Source organism: Pelagimonas sp., assembly GCF_058892305.1.
Genome location: NZ_JBZXVN010000014.1, coordinates 46,737 through 66,929, shown reverse-complemented (window position 1 = coordinate 66,929; position 20,193 = coordinate 46,737). Strand labels below are relative to the sequence as shown.

Genomic DNA, 20,193 nt, shown 5'->3' with positions numbered 1-20,193 from the left:
GTTCGAAGCTCAAAGTACGGTGTGGAGTCGGGATTCAGCTTTCCAGGGTGCTTTTGCGCTTCTGGAATTCCTCCTCGTCGATTTCACCTTTGGCGAAGCGGTCCCTCAAAATGTCCAGCGCGTGCGGCTGGTTGGGAGCGCTGTTCCCATTGGTGAACCGGCGGACTGCAACCACAATCAGAAAGATAACCAGTCCCCAGAAAACCAGCATCATCAAACCGCCAAACATTCCATACCCTCCACCCCACATCATGTGGCCATAGTCCCACGGCCCGTCACTTCGCTGATCTGCGAGCGCGATGGACGGCACGAGAGCTGTCGCCGATGTGGATAACATATTGAAAAATCGCATTTCTTCATTCCTCTTCTCCTTGAATGGCATCGCCAGCGAGAGGGATAGCGATACTGGCTCGCACTCCGCCTTCTTCCAGGTTTGCCAGTGAAATATCACCACCGTGCGCGCGGATGATCGTGCGCGCGATGGCAAGTCCGAGACCATGCCCCCCGGTTTCGAGAGATCGCGATTCTTCAAGCCGATAGAACGGATCGAAAACGCGCTCCAGTTCGGTTGCCGGGATGCCCGGCCCCGAGTCATCGACGAAAATCAGAAGATCACTCTTTCGGACCGTGTAGCTAACGCGAGCACTCTTCCCATAACGAACAGCATTCTCGATGACATTGCGAAGAGCGCGCCGAAAAGCACTCGGACGAACACGCGCATGTATGCTTGCACCTGTTTCGAGCTCGAATTGCTCGACCATATCGATGCGAAGCGTCGATAGAAACTCGCCGACGTCCACCTCGACTGCTTCTTCAGATCCGGTCAGCCCGCGTGCAAATGTAAGCGTTGCGTCGACCATGGTCTGCATTTCTTCGATCGAGGTCACAAGACTGTCGCGCGTTTCCGCTTCTTCCACCATTTCAGCTCGAACGCGCAGCGCCGTCAGCGGCGAACGCAAATCATGCCCCAGGGCGGCAAGCAGCCTTGTCCGATCGGCGACAAAGCGCGTGAGGCGGTCCTGCATTCGATTAAATGCTGTTGTGAGATCGCGCACCTCTTTGGGTCCCGACATCGGCAAATCAGCCACGTCTTCACCCCTGCCAAGGGCATCAGCGGCCTTCACCAGTCGTTGCAGCGGACCTGTTAGGCGTGACAGCAAAAACCAAAAGACGACAATCAAGAGCAGCGCCGCAGTAAGGGCGAATGTCAGTGTTGAAAACAGTGGCCATTGAAGCGGCGGTCGTTCGAACCTCGTGCCCACATTCAGCCACTGCCCGCCTGAAATGGCGATAGAAAGGTTCATTTCAACCGCCGACAATTCTCCTTGCATCATGGCCATGTGCATTTCTGCCATTTCTTCCGACAAATGCGGCAACGGCAGTATTTGTCCTTCGATTTGATGCAACTCGACACGGATATCGCGGCTGTAGGTATCTCCAAGTAAAGCCCTGACACGGGCTTCGACCAATCCGCCGTCGGAGTGACCAGTATGCGTCACGATCGGCTCGTCCGACATGTCGAAGCGAACTAAGGGGGAGTTGGCTGCACGCAAAATCGAGGCATGTAAATCCGGCGGCGCTTCGTCGATTAGCCGCGCGACGTTTGCGGCTCTTCCGGCTGCCTCGAATCCGAAGGCAGCCCGGATCGCCAAGCTTCGCTCATCGACAAAGAGCCAAAGACTAACGATCTGCGCCGCGGTCAACGCTGCCACAACCAACAAGACCAACTGGACGCGTAATGTGTTGAATGGCCACTGCATCATTCGAGAACCTCGGCATCCGCCGCAAGGCAATACCCGCCATTTCTAACCGTTGTGATGATCTTTGGGCGGAGCACATCCGGTTCGATCTTTCGGCGCAGCCGACTGATTTGATTGTCGATCGTTCGATCAAGCGGCCCGGCCATTCGACCCGCAGTCAAGTCCAGCAGTTGTTCGCGGCTGAGCACCATGCGCGCCCGTTCGAGAAGAACCGTCAGCAATTTGAAGTCCGAAGTGGTCAGAGGTGTTTCTAGGCCCGCTTCATCGATTAGGACATGCCTGTCGGTATCAAGCGTCAGATGTGCGAAGTGCACTTTTTTGCCCGCGAAGTCACCGGCGTGCATTTCCGGTCGTTCGGATCGCCGAAGCACTGCCTTGATGCGAGCGAGCAATTCGCGGGGGTTGAATGGCTTGCTCACGTAGTCATCAGCACCGATTTCAAGCCCGACGATCCGGTCCGTCTCCTCACCGAGAGCTGTCAGCAAGATGATCGGCAAACTGCGATCTGCAGAAAGCCGTTGGCAAGCCGAGAGACCACTTTCTCCCGGCATCATGACGTCAAGCACAATGAGATCGAAATGTCCCAAGGCGAGTTTGGCGTCCATGTCATGCGCGTCTTTTGCAGCAGTCGCGCGCATGCCGTTCTTTTCGAGAAAGCGCGATACGCTCTCTCGAATTTCTTTGTGGTCATCGACCACCAGGATATGCGGTGCCTCGGTCATGTTTTTCCTTTTAATCAGTGCGGTTTCGAAGGGTCAGGGCCTATTTTGTCACCAATTGTATCAACTCACGGGTCTTGCGACAGGCCATTACAAAACGCTCCGTGCAGGCCATTCAAAATTCGATTTCTCATACCGAACTGAAAGACATCGAAACCAAACACGTGAGGAACCAATGAAAAAGATCTCCGTTCTTGCAGTTACTATCGTTCTTTCGACAGCATCAGCCGGTATTGCGTTCGCCGACACTGGACACGGCCATGGTGCCAACGCACCGAATGCCGGGCCGGGTGCCGGGATGAAAGGCGGCGGGCATAACATGATGAATGGCGGCGGGCATAACATGATGCAAATGATGATGCGCATGCACGCTGGCATGATGGGCGGTACCGGCATGGGGCAGATGGGCATGATGGGCAACGGCGGCATGTCGGGCATGATGGGTCCGATGATGGCCAAGTTCGATGCAGACGGTGACGGCAAGGTCACATCGGAAGAAGCGCACGGGCAACTTCAAGCGATGCATTCGAGTTTTGATGCGAACGGCGACAGCACTCTCTCGATCGATGAGTTCGAGATGCTGCACAGTTCCATGATCCGCGAAGCCATGGTTGACCGATTTCAGCATCTCGATGCGGATGGCGACGGCAAGGTGACCGCTGGTGAGATGACTGCGCCTGCTGACAAGATGGAGCGCATGACCATGATGCGCGGGAACATGAAGCCGGGCGCGATGATGGGTGGCACCGACATGAGCAAAGACGAAAACTGATCCGCGGCAACGCGGTTTCCCCCGCCCTGGTTGAACGTTGCGTCCTCTCGTTTGACCAGGGCGATTTCCAATCTGGAGTATCGGAATGAGCTATACATATGATCGGCTATTGGCCGGAGTTCACATTGATGACGCGGATATGCGCGTTCGCGAAGCACTGAAAGAGAAGGGATTCGGCGTCCTGACCGAGATCGATGTGAAGGAGACGATGAAAAACAAGATCGGCGTAGATATGGATGGGTATCGCATTCTCGGCGCATGCAACCCGAACATGGCGCATCAGGCTCTGGGTATCGAGGCTCGGATCGGGGCCATGCTGCCTTGTAATGTGATCCTGCGAAGCCTCGAAGACGGAACGGAAATCAGCGCGGTCGATCCGGTCGCGTCAATGTCCGCCGTGGACAACCGGGACCTGCACGCAGTTGCCGGGGAGGTACGCGAAATGCTGATTGAGGCGGTCGAACAGGCTTGATCGTTGTTAGGAGGACAATTCGAAATGAGATTTGATCGCCGAACGTTCCTTACGATGTCGGTCGCTATCTCCGCTCCGACATTCGCGACACCCGCGCGGGCTCAAAGCCGCAAAGTCTGGTCAACCAAGCAAGCGCACGCGGCTTTACTGGAGGATCAGGTCAGGCTCTTGGATATTCGGTCCCGCGAAGAGTGGCGGGAAACCGGAGTCGCCCAGGGTGCTTGGTTGGTCAGCATGCACGAAAAGCGGTTCCCTGAACGGCTGTTCGCAACACGACAATTGGCAGAAGGCCGAACCGTTGCCCTGATCTGCGCAACTGGCGGCCGGTCTGGCGCTGTCTTGAATGCTCTGCGGCAAGCCGGTCATGCGGGATTTGTCGACGTATCGGAAGGGATGCTCGGAAACCGTCTCGGCCCAGGTTGGATCGCCGCTGGGCTTCCTGTTGTTTCGATGAACGAAGCTTTGGCCGTTTTGCCCGCCGCGCTCCTCTGAACGAAGCTATGAGGCGACGAATTGCCAAGTTAAAAGACGAAGTCAAAACTCAAGGGATCAGGTTGAGCCAACGAATCCGACCGATCCTTTATGTGTTGACCTTCTTTGCACTGGGTCTCCTCTTGCTTGCCTGGACACCCGAGCAGTTCAGCTTTTTTGACCGCGACACAGTTGAACAATTCGTCTCTGATGCCGGGGTTATTGGCCCAGCTCTCATAATTCTCTTGATGGTTGTTGCAGTGGTCGCCAGCCCGATTCCGAGCGCCCCGATCGCATTGGCCGCCGGAGCAGCCTACGGTCACTACGCCGGCGCCGCTTATGTCGCATTCGGTTCCGAACTGGGAGCGATGATCGCGTTTTTGATCGCGCGCAACCTGGGAAGAGACGCTGTTGTGAAGGTGCTTGGGAGCAAGGCAGACTACGGGCTTCTCGGCTCGCAAAACGCACTCACTGTGATTGTGTTTTCAAGTCGGCTGCTTCCGTTCATTTCTTTCGATGCGATGAGTTATGCAGCGGGGCTGAGTCGCCTTCACCTCTGGCGGTTCTTGCTCGCGACATTCGCAGGGATTATTCCCGCCAGTTTCGTGCTGGCTCATTTTGGCAGCGAGGCCATGTCCGGCGATTTCGGTGCGGCGGAATGGCTGACACTCGGGCTTGGTTTTCTTACTGCAATGCCCCTTCTGATCATCGCGCTCAGACGCAACCGATCAGATGGTCGCCACCAGGCTTGACCATAAACAACTGAATTAAAGGAAAAATATATTCTAGGAAGCCGCTCGATACCAATTGTTACAGTTCGCCCATTGACCTTCCAGTGACTGGAACTGCCACCTTTTCGGAAAGACAGGAGAAATCGATGGCCGACCATATGAACCATCACCACCACCATGGGCACGAAAACGGTTCGGACAAAAGGCAACCTGGCGCTGACACCGTCCTTGATCCCGTTTGCGGCATGGAGATCGAGATTTCCGCCGAGACCAAAAGAGCGGAATTCAACGATCAAGAATACTTCTTTTGCTCGGACAGTTGCCAGATCAAGTTTGAGACCGATCCCTGGTTCTTTGCATCGGGCAACGCTGAGAAAGTGGGCCAACAGGTTCAGCCGGGCGCGCAATGGACCTGCCCGATGCACCCCGAAGTTATCCGCGACGAACCTGGCGCCTGCCCGATCTGCGGCATGGCGCTGGAGCCGATGGTGCCTTCGGACGAGCCGAGCGAGGAACTCACCGATTTCACCCGGCGCATGTGGATCAGCGCCGCAGCGGCCGTCCCGCTGGTCATTCTGACCATGGGCGAACTGGTCGGCCTGCCGGTGCGCGACTGGATCGGGCATCGCATCGCATCATATGTCGAGTTTCTTTTGGCGACCCCCATCATCCTATGGGCGGCCCGGCCCTTTTTTCAACGTGGATGGGACTCTATCAGGAACAATTCGCCCAACATGTGGACGTTGATCTCGCTGGGCGTTGGTGCGGCCTATGTCTACTCGCTCATTGCGACGTTTCTTCCGGGGCTGTTCCCCGAGCAATACCGCGTCGGCGAAGCCGTGGGCACTTATTTCGAAGCCGCCGTGGTCATCGTGGCCCTGGTCTTCGTAGGCCAGGTGCTTGAATTGCGGGCGCGCGAACGAACGGGCGATGCAATCCGCGCGCTTCTCGATCTGGCGCCCAAGACCGCGCGCCGGATCCTGCCCGATGATACGGAATATGACGCACCGCTTGAAAACATCGTTGAAGGTGATCTGCTCCGCGTCCGTCCCGGTGACAGCGTCCCGGTCGATGGCGAGGTTGTCGATGGCCGGACTTCGATCGACGAAAGCATGCTCACCGGCGAGCCAGTGCCGGTCGAAAAGACCGAACATGACCGGGTCACCGGCGGCACCATCAACAAGAACGGCACCATTGCCATCCGGGCCACCCAGGTTGGCGCAGACACCGTTCTGGCCCAGATCGTTGACATGGTCTCTGGCGCGCGCCGCTCCCGCGCTCCGATTCAGGGCTTGGCCGACAAGGTCTCCTCAATCTTCGTGCCCACTGTTGTTATCTGTGCGATTGCCGCATTCCTGTTCTGGTTGGCATTTGGTCCAAGCCCGGCGCTCGTCTTTGCGATCGCCGCTTCTGTGTCGGTTCTGATCATCGCTTGCCCTTGCGCCCTTGGCCTGGCAACGCCGATTTCGATTACAACCGCCGCCGGGCGCGGAGCGCAGGCCGGCGTTCTCATCAAGGATGCCGAAGCCTTGGAGAGAATGGCGCGCATCGATACCGTAATCGTTGATAAGACTGGCACCCTAACCCTCGGCAAACCGAAGCTGACCGACGTAATAGCTGTCGCGGATCGGGACGAACAAGAGGTCCTGGCGCTTGCCGCAGCACTTGAACGCGGGTCAGAACACCCGCTGGCCGAAGCCATTGTCGAAGGGGCCCAGGAGCAAGGCATAGCTTTGTCGCAGGCCGAGCAATTCGAGGCCGTCACTGGCAAGGGTGTCCAAGGCGTCGTGGATGGACGCAAGGTCGTACTCGGGAACCCGGCCATGATGCAGCAACTGGGCCTCGACACGACATCGGCGGACGAGATCGCAGATGGTCTGCGCAGCGACGGGAAAACGGCGATGTATATCGCGGTCGACGGCGCGCTCTCCGGGATTGTCGCCGTCGCCGATCCGATCAAGGAGACGACCGAAGGTGCGATCCGGGACCTGCACGCGCTGGGTCTACGCGTCATCATGGCGACAGGCGACAACCAGCGCACCGCGGACGCCGTAGCTGGAAAACTTGGCATCGACGAGGTGCGCGCCGGCGTTTTGCCAGAGGACAAGAAGGCCCTGATCGAGGAACTGCGCAGCAACGGGGCCCATATCGCCATGGCCGGCGACGGGGTGAACGACGCCCCTGCCCTTGCGGCAGCCGATGTCGGCATTGCCATGGGAACCGGAGCCGACGTGGCCGTCGAAAGTGCCGGGATCACGCTTCTCGGCGGTGACCTGGTGGGAATCGTGCGGGCCCGCAAACTTGCCAAGGCGACCTTGCGCAACATCAAGCAAAACCTGTTTTTTGCCTTCGCCTACAATGCCGCCGGCGTCCCGGTTGCGGCCGGTATTCTATACCCGGTTTTCGGCCTTTTGCTGTCGCCAATGATCGCTGCCGCGGCAATGAGCCTGTCATCTGTCTCGGTCATCTCGAATGCGTTGCGGCTGCGGCGGGTGCGCCTTTGATCGCGGCTTAGGAGTGAAACCCCATGGCAAACGGACATCAGGGACACATGCCCACCAGCGGTCGCGGATTGGCGATTTCAGCCTGGCTGACGGGCGTATATTTTGTCATCGAACTTGGGATTGGTCTCTGGACCGGCTCAATCGCCGTGATCTCCGACGCTTTTCACACCTTTTCGGCGGTCGGAGGCGTGTTGGTCGCCATCGTGGCTGCAAAGCTGGCGCGGCGCCCCGCGGATGAGGACCGCAGCTTCGGCTGGTATCGCGCCGAGATCATCGGGGCGCTCGTCAATGGTGGGTTTCTGTTGGCCATGGCGCTCGTTGTCATCGCCATGGCCGCTATGCGTCTTTCCTCGCCGATCGATCTTCCGACAGGCCCAATGCTGATCGCAGCCGCCGGCGGGCTCTTCACGGAGTTCATATCGCTTGGCCTGATCTGGAAGCAGAGCAAGGACGATCTCAACACCAAGGGCGCTCTCTGGCATATCATCCAGACCTTTGTCGGCAGCCTCCTGATCATCGTGACCGCGCTGGTGATCCGGTATACCGGTTTCTTGCTGATCGACCCGCTTCTGGGCATGGGATTCGGGTTTGTCCTGATCTGGGCCAGTTGGGGGATCCTCAGGGAAGCGGCGCATCTGTTGATGGAAGGCACACCGCCCGAGGTCAGCCTGCCCGAGGTCAGCCGGGCGCTCGAAGCGCTTGAGGGTGTCGAAGACGTCCATCACGCCCATGCCTGGGCACTGACGAGCGGGCGGCACGTGTTTTCAGCGCATTTGCGTATCGCGGAAGGCGCGCACCAGCACGCGATTCTGGAGGAGGCACATTCCCAGCTTCGCGAAACCTTCGGGTTCTTCTTCGTCACGCTTCAGATCGAGACACATTGCCTCGATGAAAGCGGTGCCGAAGCGATCGATTTGTCGGCAATTGAAAAGGAAGGAAACCACAGCCATGGCTGATGAAAACATTCACGCGCTACATCGTATCTTCATAATCGCCGTTACCCTCACTACGGCGGCGGAGATCGTCTACTTCACGGTCTGGGGGTTGTATTTGTTTCCGGAAGGCAATGTCGCAGGCAAATTGGTCTGGACCCTGACCTGCGGTATCGCGATGGGGCTGGTGATCGGCGCCTTGACCTATCTCTGGGTGGAGGAGCGGTTCCAAGGTGGCGAGGCCGTCTGGGGAGCCGCACTGGTAATGGCGGCGGTCGGCAGCTACTGCGCCTGGCTTTGCAGCAAGATCGACGCCCAACTGGGCTATTTCGGGGGCGACGAAAACACGACCCTGTTCATTCTGAGCGGGGTCATCCCAGCCATTTTAGGAGGGTTGCTCTACGGCTGGCTTGTTTATGGCAAACCCGCAGAAGCGGCGTAAGATGGGCACGTGATGTCTCAAGGGGCGTTGCTCAGGTTTCCGATCAAAGTACCGGGTACGCCTAAGACGCCAGAACATAGCAAACCTCGGACATGCCGCGTCCATCACATCCTTTCGATACTCGAACGAGTTCGCTTTCCAACGACTTCAGTTTCCCGATCTTTGCCTAAACTTCGGCGTCTTGCGTGGTAGCGAAGTGAGCTCAGAGCATTAGGTGTTCTTCAGACTGGGCCTTACAAGGAAGTATCTGCTAATACACAAGCGCGTGTGGAGTCATCTTTTTTCTTGAAGTTCTAGCGGGTGTAGGTTGTATCCAAAAGCCTACAGGTGGGCAATCGACACGCCAAATGAGCAAGACGACGGAGATAAGTTCAAGATGTTGACGAGACGCCATTTCATAGTAACGGGCGCGGCACTGTTTTCAACGCCGATTGCAACCCCGATTCTCGCAAGCACATGGCCAACTGCCTCTCAAAAGGCCGCCTGGGATGCGCAGGTGACCCCACCGGAATTCGATCTCGAGACCTCCAACCCATGGGGATTGCAGCCACGTTTCCTGCCACGGCGCGTAGAGGCAAGGGATGGTCTGACGCCCGGAGACATTCATGTCGATGCGGTGGCAAGATACCTTTACCACATTGAAGAGGGCGGAACGGCGATGCGCTACGGTGTGGCGATTGCCCGCGGCAATCTTTATGAGCCGGGCACCTACACTATCCGTCGCAAGGTCGAGTGGCCGCATTGGACGCCGACCAAATCGATGATTGAGCGCAACCCGCAATATGCTGAGTTTGCAAATGGTCAGGAGCCCGGTCCAAGGAACGCACTTGGGTCACGTGCCCTTTATCTCTTTGTCGGCCAGCGTGATACATACTTGCGCATTCATGGGTCACCCCAGTCGAGGTCAATAGGCGGTCGGGCCAGTTCGGGATGTGTTCGAATGGTGATGGCGCATATCAACGAGCTGTATCCCAAGGTCGCAATCGGTTCGACTGCGATTCTCTATTCAGCCGAAGACAGCGTTACGGCGCGCAGTTAATCCGCAACGCATCAAAGGCGTCTCGCGCTTGAACCATCAGCTAGGTATCACCTGGGGTCGAGTGTGCAGTCCAACTCTGCAATGACACCTAAGAAGCTTGCTTCACGCAGATCGGGTTTCCGCGAACTGTCCTGAGCGGCAAGAGCGTCGTCTCGACGGGACCGGCATGCATATACCAGTAGCAATTGTCTTCGGGGACCAGGCGTGCTGTTGCGAGGTCCTGGTTTGGTGCAGCAAGAACCGCGACTTCTTCAGGGAGAGGTGGAAGAGTTTCCGAACCCTGCAAGTTTGAGAAATCTGCCGAGCAGGCTCCAAGTATCAGCACGGTGGAGAGAAGAATTGCGCTTCGCTTGTACATGAATGGGAATCCTCAAGGCACATCGGTTTTTTTACGTCGCCTCTTGTCTCGCATCAGTCATCAAATGGCGCAATGATTTAACAAACCAAGACTATGTTTCCCTGAGAAAAGTGGCAGAAATTCAATGGTTATTGCAAAAAACAAGCTCTTGCGCCCAATGATGGCCACCATCGTACTTAGCACGGAGTTTTCCTCTTGAACCTCTAGTTGCTGTAGGGCGTATGTAGCAGGCATCATCGCGAATCCGAGGACGTTCCATGCCACATGATGCTGCCCAGAAAAGCCAAGATCTCTCATCTGAAACTGCGGATTCCTGCGGAAGCTGCTGCAGCACACAGGTCATCGTGCAAACGGAAATAGAGGCCTCGGATGGACTCAGTTTTCATGTCAGTGGACTGGACTGTGCGGAAGAAGTGTCGATTCTGAACAAGGTTGTTGGGCCCGAGGTCGGGGGCACCGCGTTTCTGGCTTTCGACGTGATCAATGCCAGGATGACGGTTCTGGAAGGCGGCAAAAATGCTTCTTCCGACAAGATTGTCGAACTTGTTGGGACCACCGGTATGACCGCCAAGCCGTGGAATGCCGAAGACGCCAATGCGGATCAGGCCGCGCATCTGAAAACCCAAAAACGTTTCACAGCTTTGAGCGGTGGCTTTTGGGCAGCAGGTTTCTTGTTTCACATCGTCGAAACCGGCTTCGGCGGCGCGATTGGATTGTTCTCCGGCCACGGCGAGGCTCCGATGCCTATCGCGGAAGCGGGCTTGTTCGCGATGGCAATCCTGTTCGGAGTTTGGCTGGTCGCGCCAAAAGCCTGGTCGTCGGCGCGGCGGCTCTCACCGGATATGAACTTGTTGATGGTCGTGGCTGTGGCCGGAGCCATCGGGCTTGGAGAGTACTTTGAAGCCGCGACAGTGGCTTTTTTCTTCTCACTTTCACTGTACCTGGAAAGCTGGAGCGTCGGGCGGGCACGCAATGCCGTGTCGGCACTTCTGGACCTCGCGCCGCCGACGGCACGGGTAATTCATGATGATGGATCGGAAGCAGATGTTCCCGCCGCAACCGTTGCAATTGGCACGAGCTTCATCGTGCGCGGCGGCGACCGAATTCCGCTCGATGGGGACGTAGTTGAGGGCGCCGGAGCCGTTGATCAAGCGCCAATCACCGGCGAAAGCGCCTTGGTGCCCAAAGAGGCAGGCGATGAGGTCTATGCCGGGACCATCAACGGCGAAGGCACATTGACGGTACGAGCGACGAAAGCCGCCTCCGATACTGTTTTGTCCAAGATCATTCGCATGGTAGGCGATGCCCATTCGCGCCGGGCAGATGTCGAACAGTGGGTAACGAAGTTTGCGCGCATCTATACGCCGGTTGTGATGGCGCTCGCTATTCTGATCGCTGTGCTACCACCCCTCGTTCTAGGTGGCGATTGGGGTTTTTGGTTCTATAACGCGCTGGTTCTTTTGGTCATTGCTTGCCCCTGCGCGCTGGTGATCTCCACGCCTGTTTCCATCGTCGCAGCGCTTGCCGCGTCAGCGCGGAATGGCGTGCTGATCAAAGGTGGAGCCTATGTTGAAATCCCTGGGCGCACTACGGCTCTGGCGATGGACAAGACTGGTACGATCACGATGGGCGAGCCGGAGGTGGCGGCGATCTACCCGATCGGTGAAACATCCAAGCACGATCTCTTGCTGCGAGCGGCGGCACTCGAGGCGCGATCCTCTCACCCGCTTGCACGGGCGATCCTGAGCAGGGCAGAGCAAGATGGCCTGTCCATCGCCGCTGCCGACGATACAAAGACCGTGCCCGGCCGTGGGCTCGAAGGCGAGATAAACGGTCAATCGATCTGGTTGGGATCGGATCGGTTTGCCGAAGAAAAGGGATTCGGCGCCGAGATTCAGAAAGATTTGCGTGATCGCATTGAAGGCGCAGGAAGTACCCTTGTTGCTGTTGGAGACGATACCGGCATTACCGGCGTACTGGAATTGCGCGACCGCATCCGACCCGATGCCAAAGGCATCGTTGCCCGCCTACACGCGCAAGGGGTCAAAAAGATCGTAATGCTCACCGGCGACAACACGGCAACGGCCAAAGCTGTTGCCCATGAGGTGGGGATTGATGAAGTTCGCGCAGAATTGCTCCCCGAGGACAAGGTGGCCGCGATTGAGGAATTGGTGGCAAGCCATGACACCGTTGCGATGATCGGCGACGGTGTAAATGATGCCCCTGCGATGGCGCGTGCTCACTATGGGATCGCAATGGGGGCTGTGGGATCGGATGCGGCCATTGAAACAGCCGATATCGCGCTCATGACCGATGACATTGGCAAGGTTCCTTGGTTGATCGGACATTCGCGCAGAACTATGTCCATCATCAAACAAAACATAGGGTTGTCACTTGCGACGAAAGCAGTCTTCGTTGTGGCAACAGCGTTTGGCATGGCCTCAATGTGGGGCGCAATTGCCGCGGACGTTGGCGTGTCCTTGCTGGTTGTGGCCAATGCGTTGAGGTTGCTGCGGGCGCGTGAGGACCAAGCCGGGCCTCATGGAGGAGAACGGATTGGCGAAGTGATGGCGAAAGGCGCCTTGGCTCACGGACATTGATCAAGGGCTAACCATGCTGTATCAAAAAGCCACACCAGACCTCACGAAAAGAGGTATCGAGCGGCGATGATTGGCAGTATCCCAAGACGGTCTTTCCTTTTGAGCGGCATTGCCGCTTTCCTTTCAGGGTGCGCCAGCAAATTCCGTTCGTATACTGGACCAGAGGTCACTCGGGTTCGCCTCTACAAGTCCGAGCGATTGCTGGTCTTGGATGGCGCGAAGGACGTGTTGCGCACCTATCCGGTCGGGCTTGGCTTCGCACCGGCAGGACACAAGCAATTCGAAGGTGACGGGCGAACACCTGAAGGCACATACGTCATCGACCGTCGCAATCCAGACAGCCTCTTTCATTTGTCTGTTGGTATCTCCTATCCGAACGAGGCTGACCGCGCATTTGCTGAGGCCCAGGGCCAGTCGCCAGGCGGAGACATCTTCATTCATGGCGGTCCACGACGAGGAATTGATCCGATCAACAAGCGGGACTGGACGGCCGGTTGCATCTCCGTCACCAACCGCCAGATCGAAGAGGTCTATGCCATGGTGCGTGACGGAACACCCATCGACATTTATGCCTGATCTTGGCTAAAGCTCCAAAGAGTGCTCGCAAGCAAAACTGCAACACCACTTACTATAAACACATCGGCAAGGTTGAAGGCCGGCCAATGTAAAGCGCCGATGTGGACGCCTGAAAAGTCAGTAACGGCCTGAAAGCGCAGGCGATCCATTACATTTCCAAGCGCACCGCCGATGACCGCACCATAGGCCAGTGCTTCTATGCGACTTTCGGCGCGAAGCATTTGCAAGGCCATCCAGCTACATATCCCCAACGCGAGGCCGACAAGAGCCCACCATGGAGCATTTCCCAGCATGCCGAAGCTCACGCCGTCATTGCGCAAAAGGACGAGATCAAATCCTGAAAACAGCTTAACTCCTGCCGAGAGCACCGAAGCATAGGCGACAACAACCGACTTTGTGACCTGATCCGTGAAGAGAGCAACTGAGGCGCTGAGCAGCCCGAGGAAAACGGTTCGTGTCATGGTCAACGCCGCCTCAACCGAGCCATACATCCAAAAACAACATGAGGACGAGACCTATAGAAAGGCCCAACGTCGCCTTGTTCTGATGCCCGCTCCTATGGGTTTCCGGGATGATCTCGTGGCTGATAACGTAAAGCATCGCACCGGCAGCGAATGCGAGTCCCCAAGGCAAGAGCGGCTGTGACAATGTGATAATCCCGGCCCCCAGCAATCCGCCGATGGGTTCCACCATACCAGTGAGCGCAGCAATGCCCCACGCACGAAACTTCGAATAGCCCTCGCCAAGAAGCGACACCGCCACGGCTAATCCTTCCGGCGCGTTTTGCAAACCGATGCCGATCGCAAGCGGCAGACCGCCAGACAGGCCATCCGCGCCGAAACCAACACCAACCGCAAGACCTTCCGGAAAATTGTGAATTGTGATGGCGATGATGAACAGCCAGACGCGGCGCAGCGATGCCGCTTCGGGACCTTCGCGACCTGAACTGAAGTGTTCGTGTGGCAATTTTTCATTCATGAATGCAACAGCACCCATCCCAAACAGAATTGCCAAACACACAATGGCAGCTGGGGCCGCGCCGTTATCGTAGCGCAACTCAGCAGCATCGAGCGCGGGGATGATCAGAGAAAAGAACGATGCAGCCAGCATGACACCTGCCGCGAACCCAAGAGACAGGTCCCGCGTTGCGCGGGAAGGAACCCGCCCAAAGAGCACTGGAATAGCGCCGACGGCAGTCAGTGACCCTGCAGCCAGACTGCCCAGAAATCCGAGCGTAATGGGGGATAACGTGTCCAAAATCAGATCTTCCTTAGTCAGTTGATTTAGTCGCCGGGATAGCTGGAAAACACTTCCGTCGTTCCATCGTTGTGGATCAGAAACACGTCATAGGCCTCGCGCCATCGGCTTTGATCCATTCCGGGTGAGCCGAGCGGCATATCGGGCACAGCCAGACCTACAGCATCCGGGCGCTCCGCAAGCAACCGACGGATGTCGGCGGCGGGTACATGGCCTTCGATCACATAGCCGTCAACCAACGCCGTGTGACAGGACACCATGCGTTGCGGGACACCGTTGTCGAGTTTGAAACGAACCAGGAGCCCGCCAAACATGTCTTGGCCCGTGGGCGCAAAGCCGTTTTCTTCAAGATGCTCCATCCAGGCGCGGCAGCACGCGCAGCCTTTGGTTTTCTTGACGTCAATGGCAGTAGAATCGGCAATCGCATGAGATGCCAGGACAAAAGAGAGCGCCGTCGCAAGTGTAATCAGTTTCATGATACTTCTTCTTCGCCTTTTGAAAGTATTCGGCGGATCTTCTGCACCGCGAATTCTCTTGGTTCATGATAGTCGATGGTGCTGGCAAACTTTCCATCTGCATCGAAGAGGAAGACGCTTGCTGTATGGTTCATCGTGTAGCCATTTCCCTCTGTCGGGACCTTTTCGTAGTTTGCTCGAAAGGCATCGGCGGCTTGCCGTGTTTGTTCGTGGGACCCCCGCCATCCCTGCACGGCCGGATGGAAATAGCTGACATACTCCGCCATAACCTCCGCGGTGTCGCGTTCCGGATCGACCGTGATGAACACGACATTCATGTCCGCGACATCCGTTCCCAAATCGTCGAGCCAGTCGGAAATTTCCGACAATGTTGTTGGGCATACATCAGGACAATAGGTGAAGCCGAAAAACACCATGGACAGATTGCCCAGAAGCGTTTCAGGCCCGACAGTCTCGCGGTTCTGATTGGCCATCTGGAAGTCCATCTGGGTCAATGGCAGAGGGCGCTTGCCCGTAATTTCTGGCGCGCCGGGTCCGTCCACTCGCCACCACCCAACGAACAGGGTGAGAGCCAGTGCGCTGCATGCTACGGCAACGTAGGTGAGGAGACGTCGTCGCTGCATCAGCCCTCAGGCCCGCGCGCCGCGAAGCCTAGGATGGGCACATCCACAGTCACTGTTTCTCCATCGGCAAACACCAGCGTCAGCGAAAAACTCTCACCTTCAACCATTTTGCTTTGCAGCCTCATCAACATGGCATGCAGACCACCCGGCTCCAAAGACACGCTTTCGCCCGGCGCGATAACGATGTCTCCTGCCGGTGCCATTGAACTCATTCCGTTAGCATCGGTCCTGGTTTCGTGGATTTGCGGCATCATCGCCAACGGCGTTTCAAGGCCAACCAGCGTGACAGGATCGGTGCCGGTGTTGTGCAATGTCATGTAGGCCGCACCGGGGCGGTTGACGCCAATTGAGGCACGGGCCCAGGCATCTTCAATCGCGATGTCTTCCGATCCCGCAAAAGTGGTGGCTGGAAGCCCCAAAGAAAAGCTCAGCGCAGTTATCGCGAAGGCAAAAACAGATTTCACGTTCGTATCCCTTTCGATGGATTCTTGGTTACGAGCCCGCCGCAGCAACTTCGGCCGCTACAAGTGCCCGCAATTCGTCCGCTCCAAACGGATCAAGAGGTTTACCATTCACGAAGAAGGTGGGGGTTTGGCGCACACCCACCTTTTCCACATCAGCGCGGTCTTGATTAAACACAGCGACAACATCCGGCGACTTGATCTGTGTTAGCGCAGCTTCCAAATCCAGCCCCGCGCCAGCGGCGATCTTGCCAATTTTTTCCAGATCGGGAGCGCCGTGCGAAGCCCAGGCATTCTGATAAAGCAAGAGGGATTCAAGGACCGGTTCGAACTTGCCCTGCATCCGGGCTGCTTCCAACAGTTTGATGGCGGTCTCAGACCCCGGACCATGGAACGGGGTATATCGCAGGACAACCCGGACCTTGCCGTCATGCTGGGATAGGATGTCTTTCACGATTGGATGAAACGCCCGGCACGCTTCGCAGGCCGGATCGAAGAACTCGACGATGGTGACGGGCGCGTCTTCCGGTCCGAGGATTGGCGAGTAGGATCGGATTAGTTCTTCGGCGATTTCAGGCTGAACGTAACCTGGTTGTGCAACCGAGCGGGGGCGGGTTTCGAACCAGATCAGGGCCACGAAAATCGCAAGGCCGAACGACAGGACAGATATGACCAGTGATTTATTGCTCACGAGCGAGTCTCCTTCAGAGAAAGAAATGAGAGAATGGCAATCAGCACGAAGGCGATCAGCGCAAACAGTGGGATCGGAACACCGAGAAACCGCTGGTTGTCGCCGGTGCAAGAAGGGCCGGTAGCTGTACAGGGCTTGATAGATTCAGGCAGGACCCCAGTGTAGAGCCCCATGTGCCAAAGCGCGATGGCCGCGCCACCGAGCGAGAGGGCAACGCCATAGCGACCGATCCGCTCATCCTGCCACCAAAGGCCAAGACCCAGAATGATCGCCAGTGGAAACATGAACGCCCTCTGAAACCAACACAGATTGCAGGGGGCCTGCCCTAAAACTTCACCGATGTAGAGTACGGCTAGCGAACTTGTCAGGGCGACAATCCAGGCAAGCGCAAGTGCCGTATCTTTCGACATTTCTATTTTCACATCGACATCCTTGCTTTCAGATCCGAAAGGATTTCTTCCGCTGATGTTCCATAAGTCCAGGCGCCAACATATCCGCCTTGCGGATCAAACAGGAACAATTGAGATGAATGCCCCATAGTGTATCCGCCAGGGGCGGCGGCTTCCTCGATTTTCTCATAGTACACGCGAAAGGTCTCAGACGTTCGCTTGATCTGATCTGCAGTGCCGGTCAGCCCGATGATGCCTGCGTTAAAATGCGGCACGAACTTTGCCATCTCCAATGGCGTGTCGCGTTCCGGATCAATCGAGATAAACAGTGGCTGCACCTTAGGTGCATCCGAGCCAAGCTTGTCCATGACTGCTGCCACCTCGGCCAAAGCTGTTGGGCATACGTCAGGGCAATTTGCAAAACCAAAAAACACGAGCAGCCAGCGCCCCGCGAAATCATCTTGGGTTTGCACCATGCCCCGATGATCCGTCAGTTCAAACTCGGCGCGAAACGCAGGATTGTCAGCTTGTTGATCGGTCCTGCTTGCGACCTGCAGCCATACAAAACCAATCATCGCTATTGCAGCGAGGCCCCAAAGCAGTTTTTGAAACGCCGACAAATTCACAGGAAGCAATCCGCCCGATTCTGATAATTTTCAAAGACTTCTAACTCTTCTAGTAGCTAGAGGTTCAAGCCTCTTTTCAGTATGCGAACCACTTATCACGGACCTGTGAAAATGCCTCTCGCTTGCATCTGGTACGCCCTAAAGCTACTGACGCTGTAGAAATGGAGATTACATGCTTACCATTGGAAATCTTGGAAAGAAGACTGGAACGAAGGTCCAGACCATCCGGTACTATGAGCAAATTGGGCTTTTGCCTGAGCCGGGTCGCACCGAAGGGGGGCAGCGGCGCTATGGAGATACCGATGTAGACCGCCTGTCCTTTATTCGGCACGCACGCCAGTTGGGGTTTTCGCTTGAAGCAATCCGTGAGCTCCTTGATCTAAGCGACAATCCAGACCGGCCTTGCCATGAGGCAGACTCCATCGCGCGGCGTCAGCTCAAACAAGTCGAATTGAGAATGGCGCGCTTGAAGGCACTGCGCACCGAGCTGCGCCGCATGATCCACGAATGCAGTGGAGGCAATACCGCGGACTGTAAAGTTCTCGAAGTCTTACGCGATCATTCGGAGTGTTTGACCGACCACAATGAAATCGGCGCGTGAAGAAAACCTGCTTGGGAGCACATCATCTGGAAGAAATAGCTTGAAGCTCTAGTTACTATAGCCTGTATCGATCATTTGCACCTGAAGTGCATGTGCTTTCAATAGATGGCTCAAGGTTACGATATGTTTGATTTCAAGCTTTATATGCTCGTTGGGAGGCTAGCCACGCCGGTCGTTCGGTTATTCGCATCTCGTGCACCGAAGCCGCGCACTGCAATCATTGAAAGTCAGGTCAAAACACTTCGTCAACTGGTCCGGACAGCGCGCGGCACACAATTTGGACGTGATCATGGATTTGCAAAGATCCGCGATGTTCAGGATTATCAAGCTTCTGTCCCAGTTAGAGATTACGAAGATTTCCAACAACAGTATTGGGCGAGCGATTTTCCGGTTCTTGACGATGTTACTTGGCCAGGGCGAATCCCCTATTTTGCTAAGACCTCCGGAACAACCAGTGGAAAATCTAAATTCATACCATGCACTCTCGCGATGGTGCGGGCCAACAACCGCGCTGGAACGCATGTGATCATGGCGCATTTTCATGCGATGCCCAAAAGTCGAATCCTGCTGGGTCGGTACTTCATGTTCGCAGGCAGTCCAAATCTGGAGGAATTGGCGCCAAATGTCTTTGCTGGTGAACTCAGCGGTATCGCTGCACGCGAAACGCCATTTTGGGCCGGGCGAGACAGGTATTATCCGCCAGCAGAGTTGGCCGTGATCACAGATTGGCAGGAAAAGCTGAAGCTGATTTCTGAAGATTGCGTCGACAAGAATATCCGCGCGATTAGCGGCCTCCCTTCCTGGCTCTCGATTTTGTTCGCACGTATGGCAGAACGCTCGCCACATGAGGCGACGCGCCTGTCTAATTGGTTCCCGGACCTACAACTAATCGTCCATGGGGGGATGAGCTTTGAACCCTATCGCGACCAGTTCTCCAGTTTGACCCGAGACCTCGAGGTGGATTTTCGCGAAGTTTATGCGGCAAGCGAGGGGTTTTTCGCCGTCTCCGACGGGGCTCAGGATGAGGGGATGCGGTTGATAACAAACTGCGGCGTTTTCTACGAATTCATTCCACTGGACCGATATCAGAGTGACAACCCACCGAGGCATTGGTTGGCTGAGGTTGTCACAGGTGTTGACTATGTGCTTGTTGTTACGACCTGTGCTGGCCTGTGGAGCTACATCGTGGGCGATATAGTCCGCTTCGTCGATGTCGAAGATTTCAGGCTCCGTTTTGCTGGCCGTATCTCGCAAACACTCTCTAAGTTTGGGGAGAAGGTGTTGAATGAAGAGGTCGAAGCCGTCTTCGCAAAAGTCGCGCAGGATCACGGGCTGGAGCTGAACGACTTTGCCATTTGCCCTCAATTCGAAGACAATAAAGGGCGCTACGTCCTTCTCATGGAAACCAAAGCATCCAATACTTCGGCAGACAGTGTTCGGCTTGCAGCTGATATTGACCTTGCTTTGCAGGCCGCAAATTCGGGATACGCCACACGGCGCTTGAACGATGTGGCCATCCTTCCCCCCATTCTACATATGTTGCCGGTTGGATCCTTTGCTGCCTGGATGGAGAGCAAAGGGCAGGTAGGCGGGCAGCACAAAGTGCCGCGCACCATCTCAGAAAAGCAGATGCGGGAGTTGATGCCACCACCGAGTTAAGGATGACATCAATCGCGGAGATATCTCGGTTCAA

Annotated in this window: 24 protein-coding genes; 12 read left to right on the top strand and 12 right to left on the bottom strand. The window is 56.3% G+C overall.

Annotated features, from left to right (window positions below; all coding sequences use genetic code 11):
* Positions 1 to 34: 34 nt before the first annotated feature.
* From AC5EFR_RS05755 to AC5EFR_RS05745, 3 genes are read right to left on the bottom strand one after another with little or no spacing between them, the layout of a single operon-like run.
* Positions 35 to 352: an SHOCT domain-containing protein gene (locus tag AC5EFR_RS05755; RefSeq protein WP_493574959.1), complete on the bottom strand. Its 318-nt coding sequence runs from the start codon at positions 350 to 352 to the stop codon at positions 35 to 37.
* A gap of 4 nt (positions 353 to 356) precedes the next feature.
* Entirely contained in the window at positions 357 to 1,760 is a 1,404-nt protein-coding gene (locus AC5EFR_RS05750) for an ATP-binding protein (RefSeq protein WP_493574991.1), read from the bottom strand.
* Entirely contained in the window at positions 1,760 to 2,482 is a 723-nt protein-coding gene (locus tag AC5EFR_RS05745) for a response regulator (RefSeq protein ID WP_493574958.1), read from the bottom strand. Before AC5EFR_RS05745 ends, AC5EFR_RS05750 begins: the two co-directional genes overlap by 1 nt.
* 172 nt (positions 2,483 to 2,654) lie before the next feature.
* Between AC5EFR_RS05745 and AC5EFR_RS05740 the strand changes: the two genes are divergently transcribed.
* The 8 genes from AC5EFR_RS05740 to AC5EFR_RS05705 all read left to right on the top strand — a co-directional run bounded on the left by AC5EFR_RS05740 (position 2,655) and on the right by AC5EFR_RS05705 (position 9,842).
* The gene (locus tag AC5EFR_RS05740; RefSeq protein WP_493574957.1) at positions 2,655 to 3,251 is read left to right on the top strand and encodes an EF-hand domain-containing protein; all 597 of its coding nucleotides are present in this window, start codon (positions 2,655 to 2,657) and stop codon (positions 3,249 to 3,251) included.
* An 85-nt stretch (positions 3,252 to 3,336) separates the two neighbouring features.
* On the top strand, positions 3,337 to 3,723 hold the full coding sequence (locus tag AC5EFR_RS05735) for a DUF302 domain-containing protein (RefSeq protein WP_493574956.1): 387 nt from the start codon (positions 3,337 to 3,339) through the stop codon (positions 3,721 to 3,723).
* Between the two features lie 24 nt (positions 3,724 to 3,747).
* Positions 3,748 to 4,215, top strand: coding sequence for a rhodanese-like domain-containing protein (locus AC5EFR_RS05730; protein ID WP_493574955.1), 468 nt, complete (start codon positions 3,748 to 3,750; stop codon positions 4,213 to 4,215).
* 8 nt (positions 4,216 to 4,223) lie between these two features.
* Positions 4,224 to 4,946 carry a TVP38/TMEM64 family protein gene (locus AC5EFR_RS05725; RefSeq protein WP_493574954.1) on the top strand — a complete coding sequence of 241 codons (723 nt, stop codon included), beginning with the start codon at positions 4,224 to 4,226 and terminating at the stop codon, positions 4,944 to 4,946.
* A gap of 125 nt (positions 4,947 to 5,071) precedes the next feature.
* Entirely contained in the window at positions 5,072 to 7,429 is a 2,358-nt protein-coding gene (locus tag AC5EFR_RS05720) for a heavy metal translocating P-type ATPase (protein WP_493574953.1), read from the top strand.
* Between the two features lie 23 nt (positions 7,430 to 7,452).
* On the top strand, positions 7,453 to 8,385 hold the full coding sequence (locus AC5EFR_RS05715) for a cation diffusion facilitator family transporter (protein WP_493574952.1): 933 nt from the start codon (positions 7,453 to 7,455) through the stop codon (positions 8,383 to 8,385).
* Positions 8,378 to 8,803 carry a hypothetical protein gene (locus AC5EFR_RS05710; RefSeq protein WP_203240438.1) on the top strand — a complete coding sequence of 142 codons (426 nt, stop codon included), beginning with the start codon at positions 8,378 to 8,380 and terminating at the stop codon, positions 8,801 to 8,803. Before AC5EFR_RS05715 ends, AC5EFR_RS05710 begins: the two co-directional genes overlap by 8 nt.
* Before the next feature lie 376 nt (positions 8,804 to 9,179).
* On the top strand, positions 9,180 to 9,842 hold the full coding sequence (locus tag AC5EFR_RS05705; RefSeq protein WP_203240437.1) for a L,D-transpeptidase: 663 nt from the start codon (positions 9,180 to 9,182) through the stop codon (positions 9,840 to 9,842).
* 88 nt (positions 9,843 to 9,930) lie between these two features.
* Here AC5EFR_RS05705 and AC5EFR_RS05700 read toward each other — a convergent pair whose 3' ends face one another.
* Positions 9,931 to 10,200: a hypothetical protein gene (locus AC5EFR_RS05700; RefSeq protein ID WP_493574951.1), complete on the bottom strand. Its 270-nt coding sequence runs from the start codon at positions 10,198 to 10,200 to the stop codon at positions 9,931 to 9,933.
* A gap of 257 nt (positions 10,201 to 10,457) precedes the next feature.
* Between AC5EFR_RS05700 and AC5EFR_RS05695 the strand changes: the two genes are divergently transcribed.
* Both AC5EFR_RS05695 and AC5EFR_RS05690 read left to right on the top strand, forming a co-directional pair.
* Complete coding sequence (locus tag AC5EFR_RS05695) at positions 10,458 to 12,800, top strand: heavy metal translocating P-type ATPase (RefSeq protein ID WP_493574950.1); 2,343 nt, start codon at positions 10,458 to 10,460, stop codon at positions 12,798 to 12,800.
* A gap of 66 nt (positions 12,801 to 12,866) precedes the next feature.
* Positions 12,867 to 13,376, top strand: coding sequence for a L,D-transpeptidase family protein (locus AC5EFR_RS05690; protein ID WP_493574949.1), 510 nt, complete (start codon positions 12,867 to 12,869; stop codon positions 13,374 to 13,376).
* On the opposite strand, the gene lspA is transcribed toward AC5EFR_RS05690, so the two are convergent.
* The 8 genes from lspA to AC5EFR_RS05650 form a co-directional block, all read right to left on the bottom strand.
* Positions 13,367 to 13,837 (bottom strand): signal peptidase II, encoded by a 471-nt coding sequence (gene lspA, locus AC5EFR_RS05685; protein WP_493574948.1) that lies wholly within the window; start codon positions 13,835 to 13,837, stop codon positions 13,367 to 13,369. The two genes, AC5EFR_RS05690 and lspA, sit on opposite strands and share 10 nt — an antisense overlap.
* A 13-nt stretch (positions 13,838 to 13,850) precedes the next feature.
* Positions 13,851 to 14,633, bottom strand: a complete 783-nt coding sequence (locus tag AC5EFR_RS05680; protein WP_493574947.1) for a ZIP family metal transporter — start codon at positions 14,631 to 14,633, stop codon at positions 13,851 to 13,853.
* A 26-nt stretch (positions 14,634 to 14,659) separates the two neighbouring features.
* Positions 14,660 to 15,109, bottom strand: coding sequence for a DUF411 domain-containing protein (locus tag AC5EFR_RS05675; protein WP_493574946.1), 450 nt, complete (start codon positions 15,107 to 15,109; stop codon positions 14,660 to 14,662).
* A complete protein-coding gene (locus AC5EFR_RS05670; protein ID WP_203240431.1) occupies positions 15,106 to 15,732 on the bottom strand; it encodes an SCO family protein in 627 nt (208 codons plus the stop codon). The genes AC5EFR_RS05675 and AC5EFR_RS05670 overlap by 4 nt, the downstream gene beginning before the upstream one ends.
* Positions 15,732 to 16,163 (bottom strand): copper chaperone PCu(A)C, encoded by a 432-nt coding sequence (locus AC5EFR_RS05665; RefSeq protein WP_493574990.1) that lies wholly within the window; start codon positions 16,161 to 16,163, stop codon positions 15,732 to 15,734. Before AC5EFR_RS05665 ends, AC5EFR_RS05670 begins: the two co-directional genes overlap by 1 nt.
* A 61-nt stretch (positions 16,164 to 16,224) precedes the next feature.
* Positions 16,225 to 16,884, bottom strand: coding sequence for a DsbA family protein (locus AC5EFR_RS05660; protein WP_493574945.1), 660 nt, complete (start codon positions 16,882 to 16,884; stop codon positions 16,225 to 16,227).
* Positions 16,881 to 17,294, bottom strand: coding sequence for a disulfide bond formation protein B (locus AC5EFR_RS05655; protein ID WP_203240522.1), 414 nt, complete (start codon positions 17,292 to 17,294; stop codon positions 16,881 to 16,883). The genes AC5EFR_RS05660 and AC5EFR_RS05655 overlap by 4 nt, the downstream gene beginning before the upstream one ends.
* Before the next feature lie 8 nt (positions 17,295 to 17,302).
* Complete coding sequence (locus AC5EFR_RS05650; protein ID WP_493574944.1) at positions 17,303 to 17,899, bottom strand: SCO family protein; 597 nt, start codon at positions 17,897 to 17,899, stop codon at positions 17,303 to 17,305.
* Positions 17,900 to 18,071: 172 nt separating this feature from the next.
* Here AC5EFR_RS05650 and AC5EFR_RS05645 point away from each other — a divergent pair, with 172 nt between their 5' ends.
* Together AC5EFR_RS05645 and AC5EFR_RS05640 are read left to right on the top strand one after the other, a co-directional pair.
* On the top strand, positions 18,072 to 18,500 hold the full coding sequence (locus AC5EFR_RS05645; RefSeq protein WP_203240427.1) for a MerR family transcriptional regulator: 429 nt from the start codon (positions 18,072 to 18,074) through the stop codon (positions 18,498 to 18,500).
* Positions 18,501 to 18,605: 105 nt separating this feature from the next.
* On the top strand, positions 18,606 to 20,159 hold the full coding sequence (locus AC5EFR_RS05640) for a GH3 family acyl-acid amido synthetase (RefSeq protein WP_493574943.1): 1,554 nt from the start codon (positions 18,606 to 18,608) through the stop codon (positions 20,157 to 20,159).
* Positions 20,160 to 20,193: the final 34 nt, after the last annotated feature.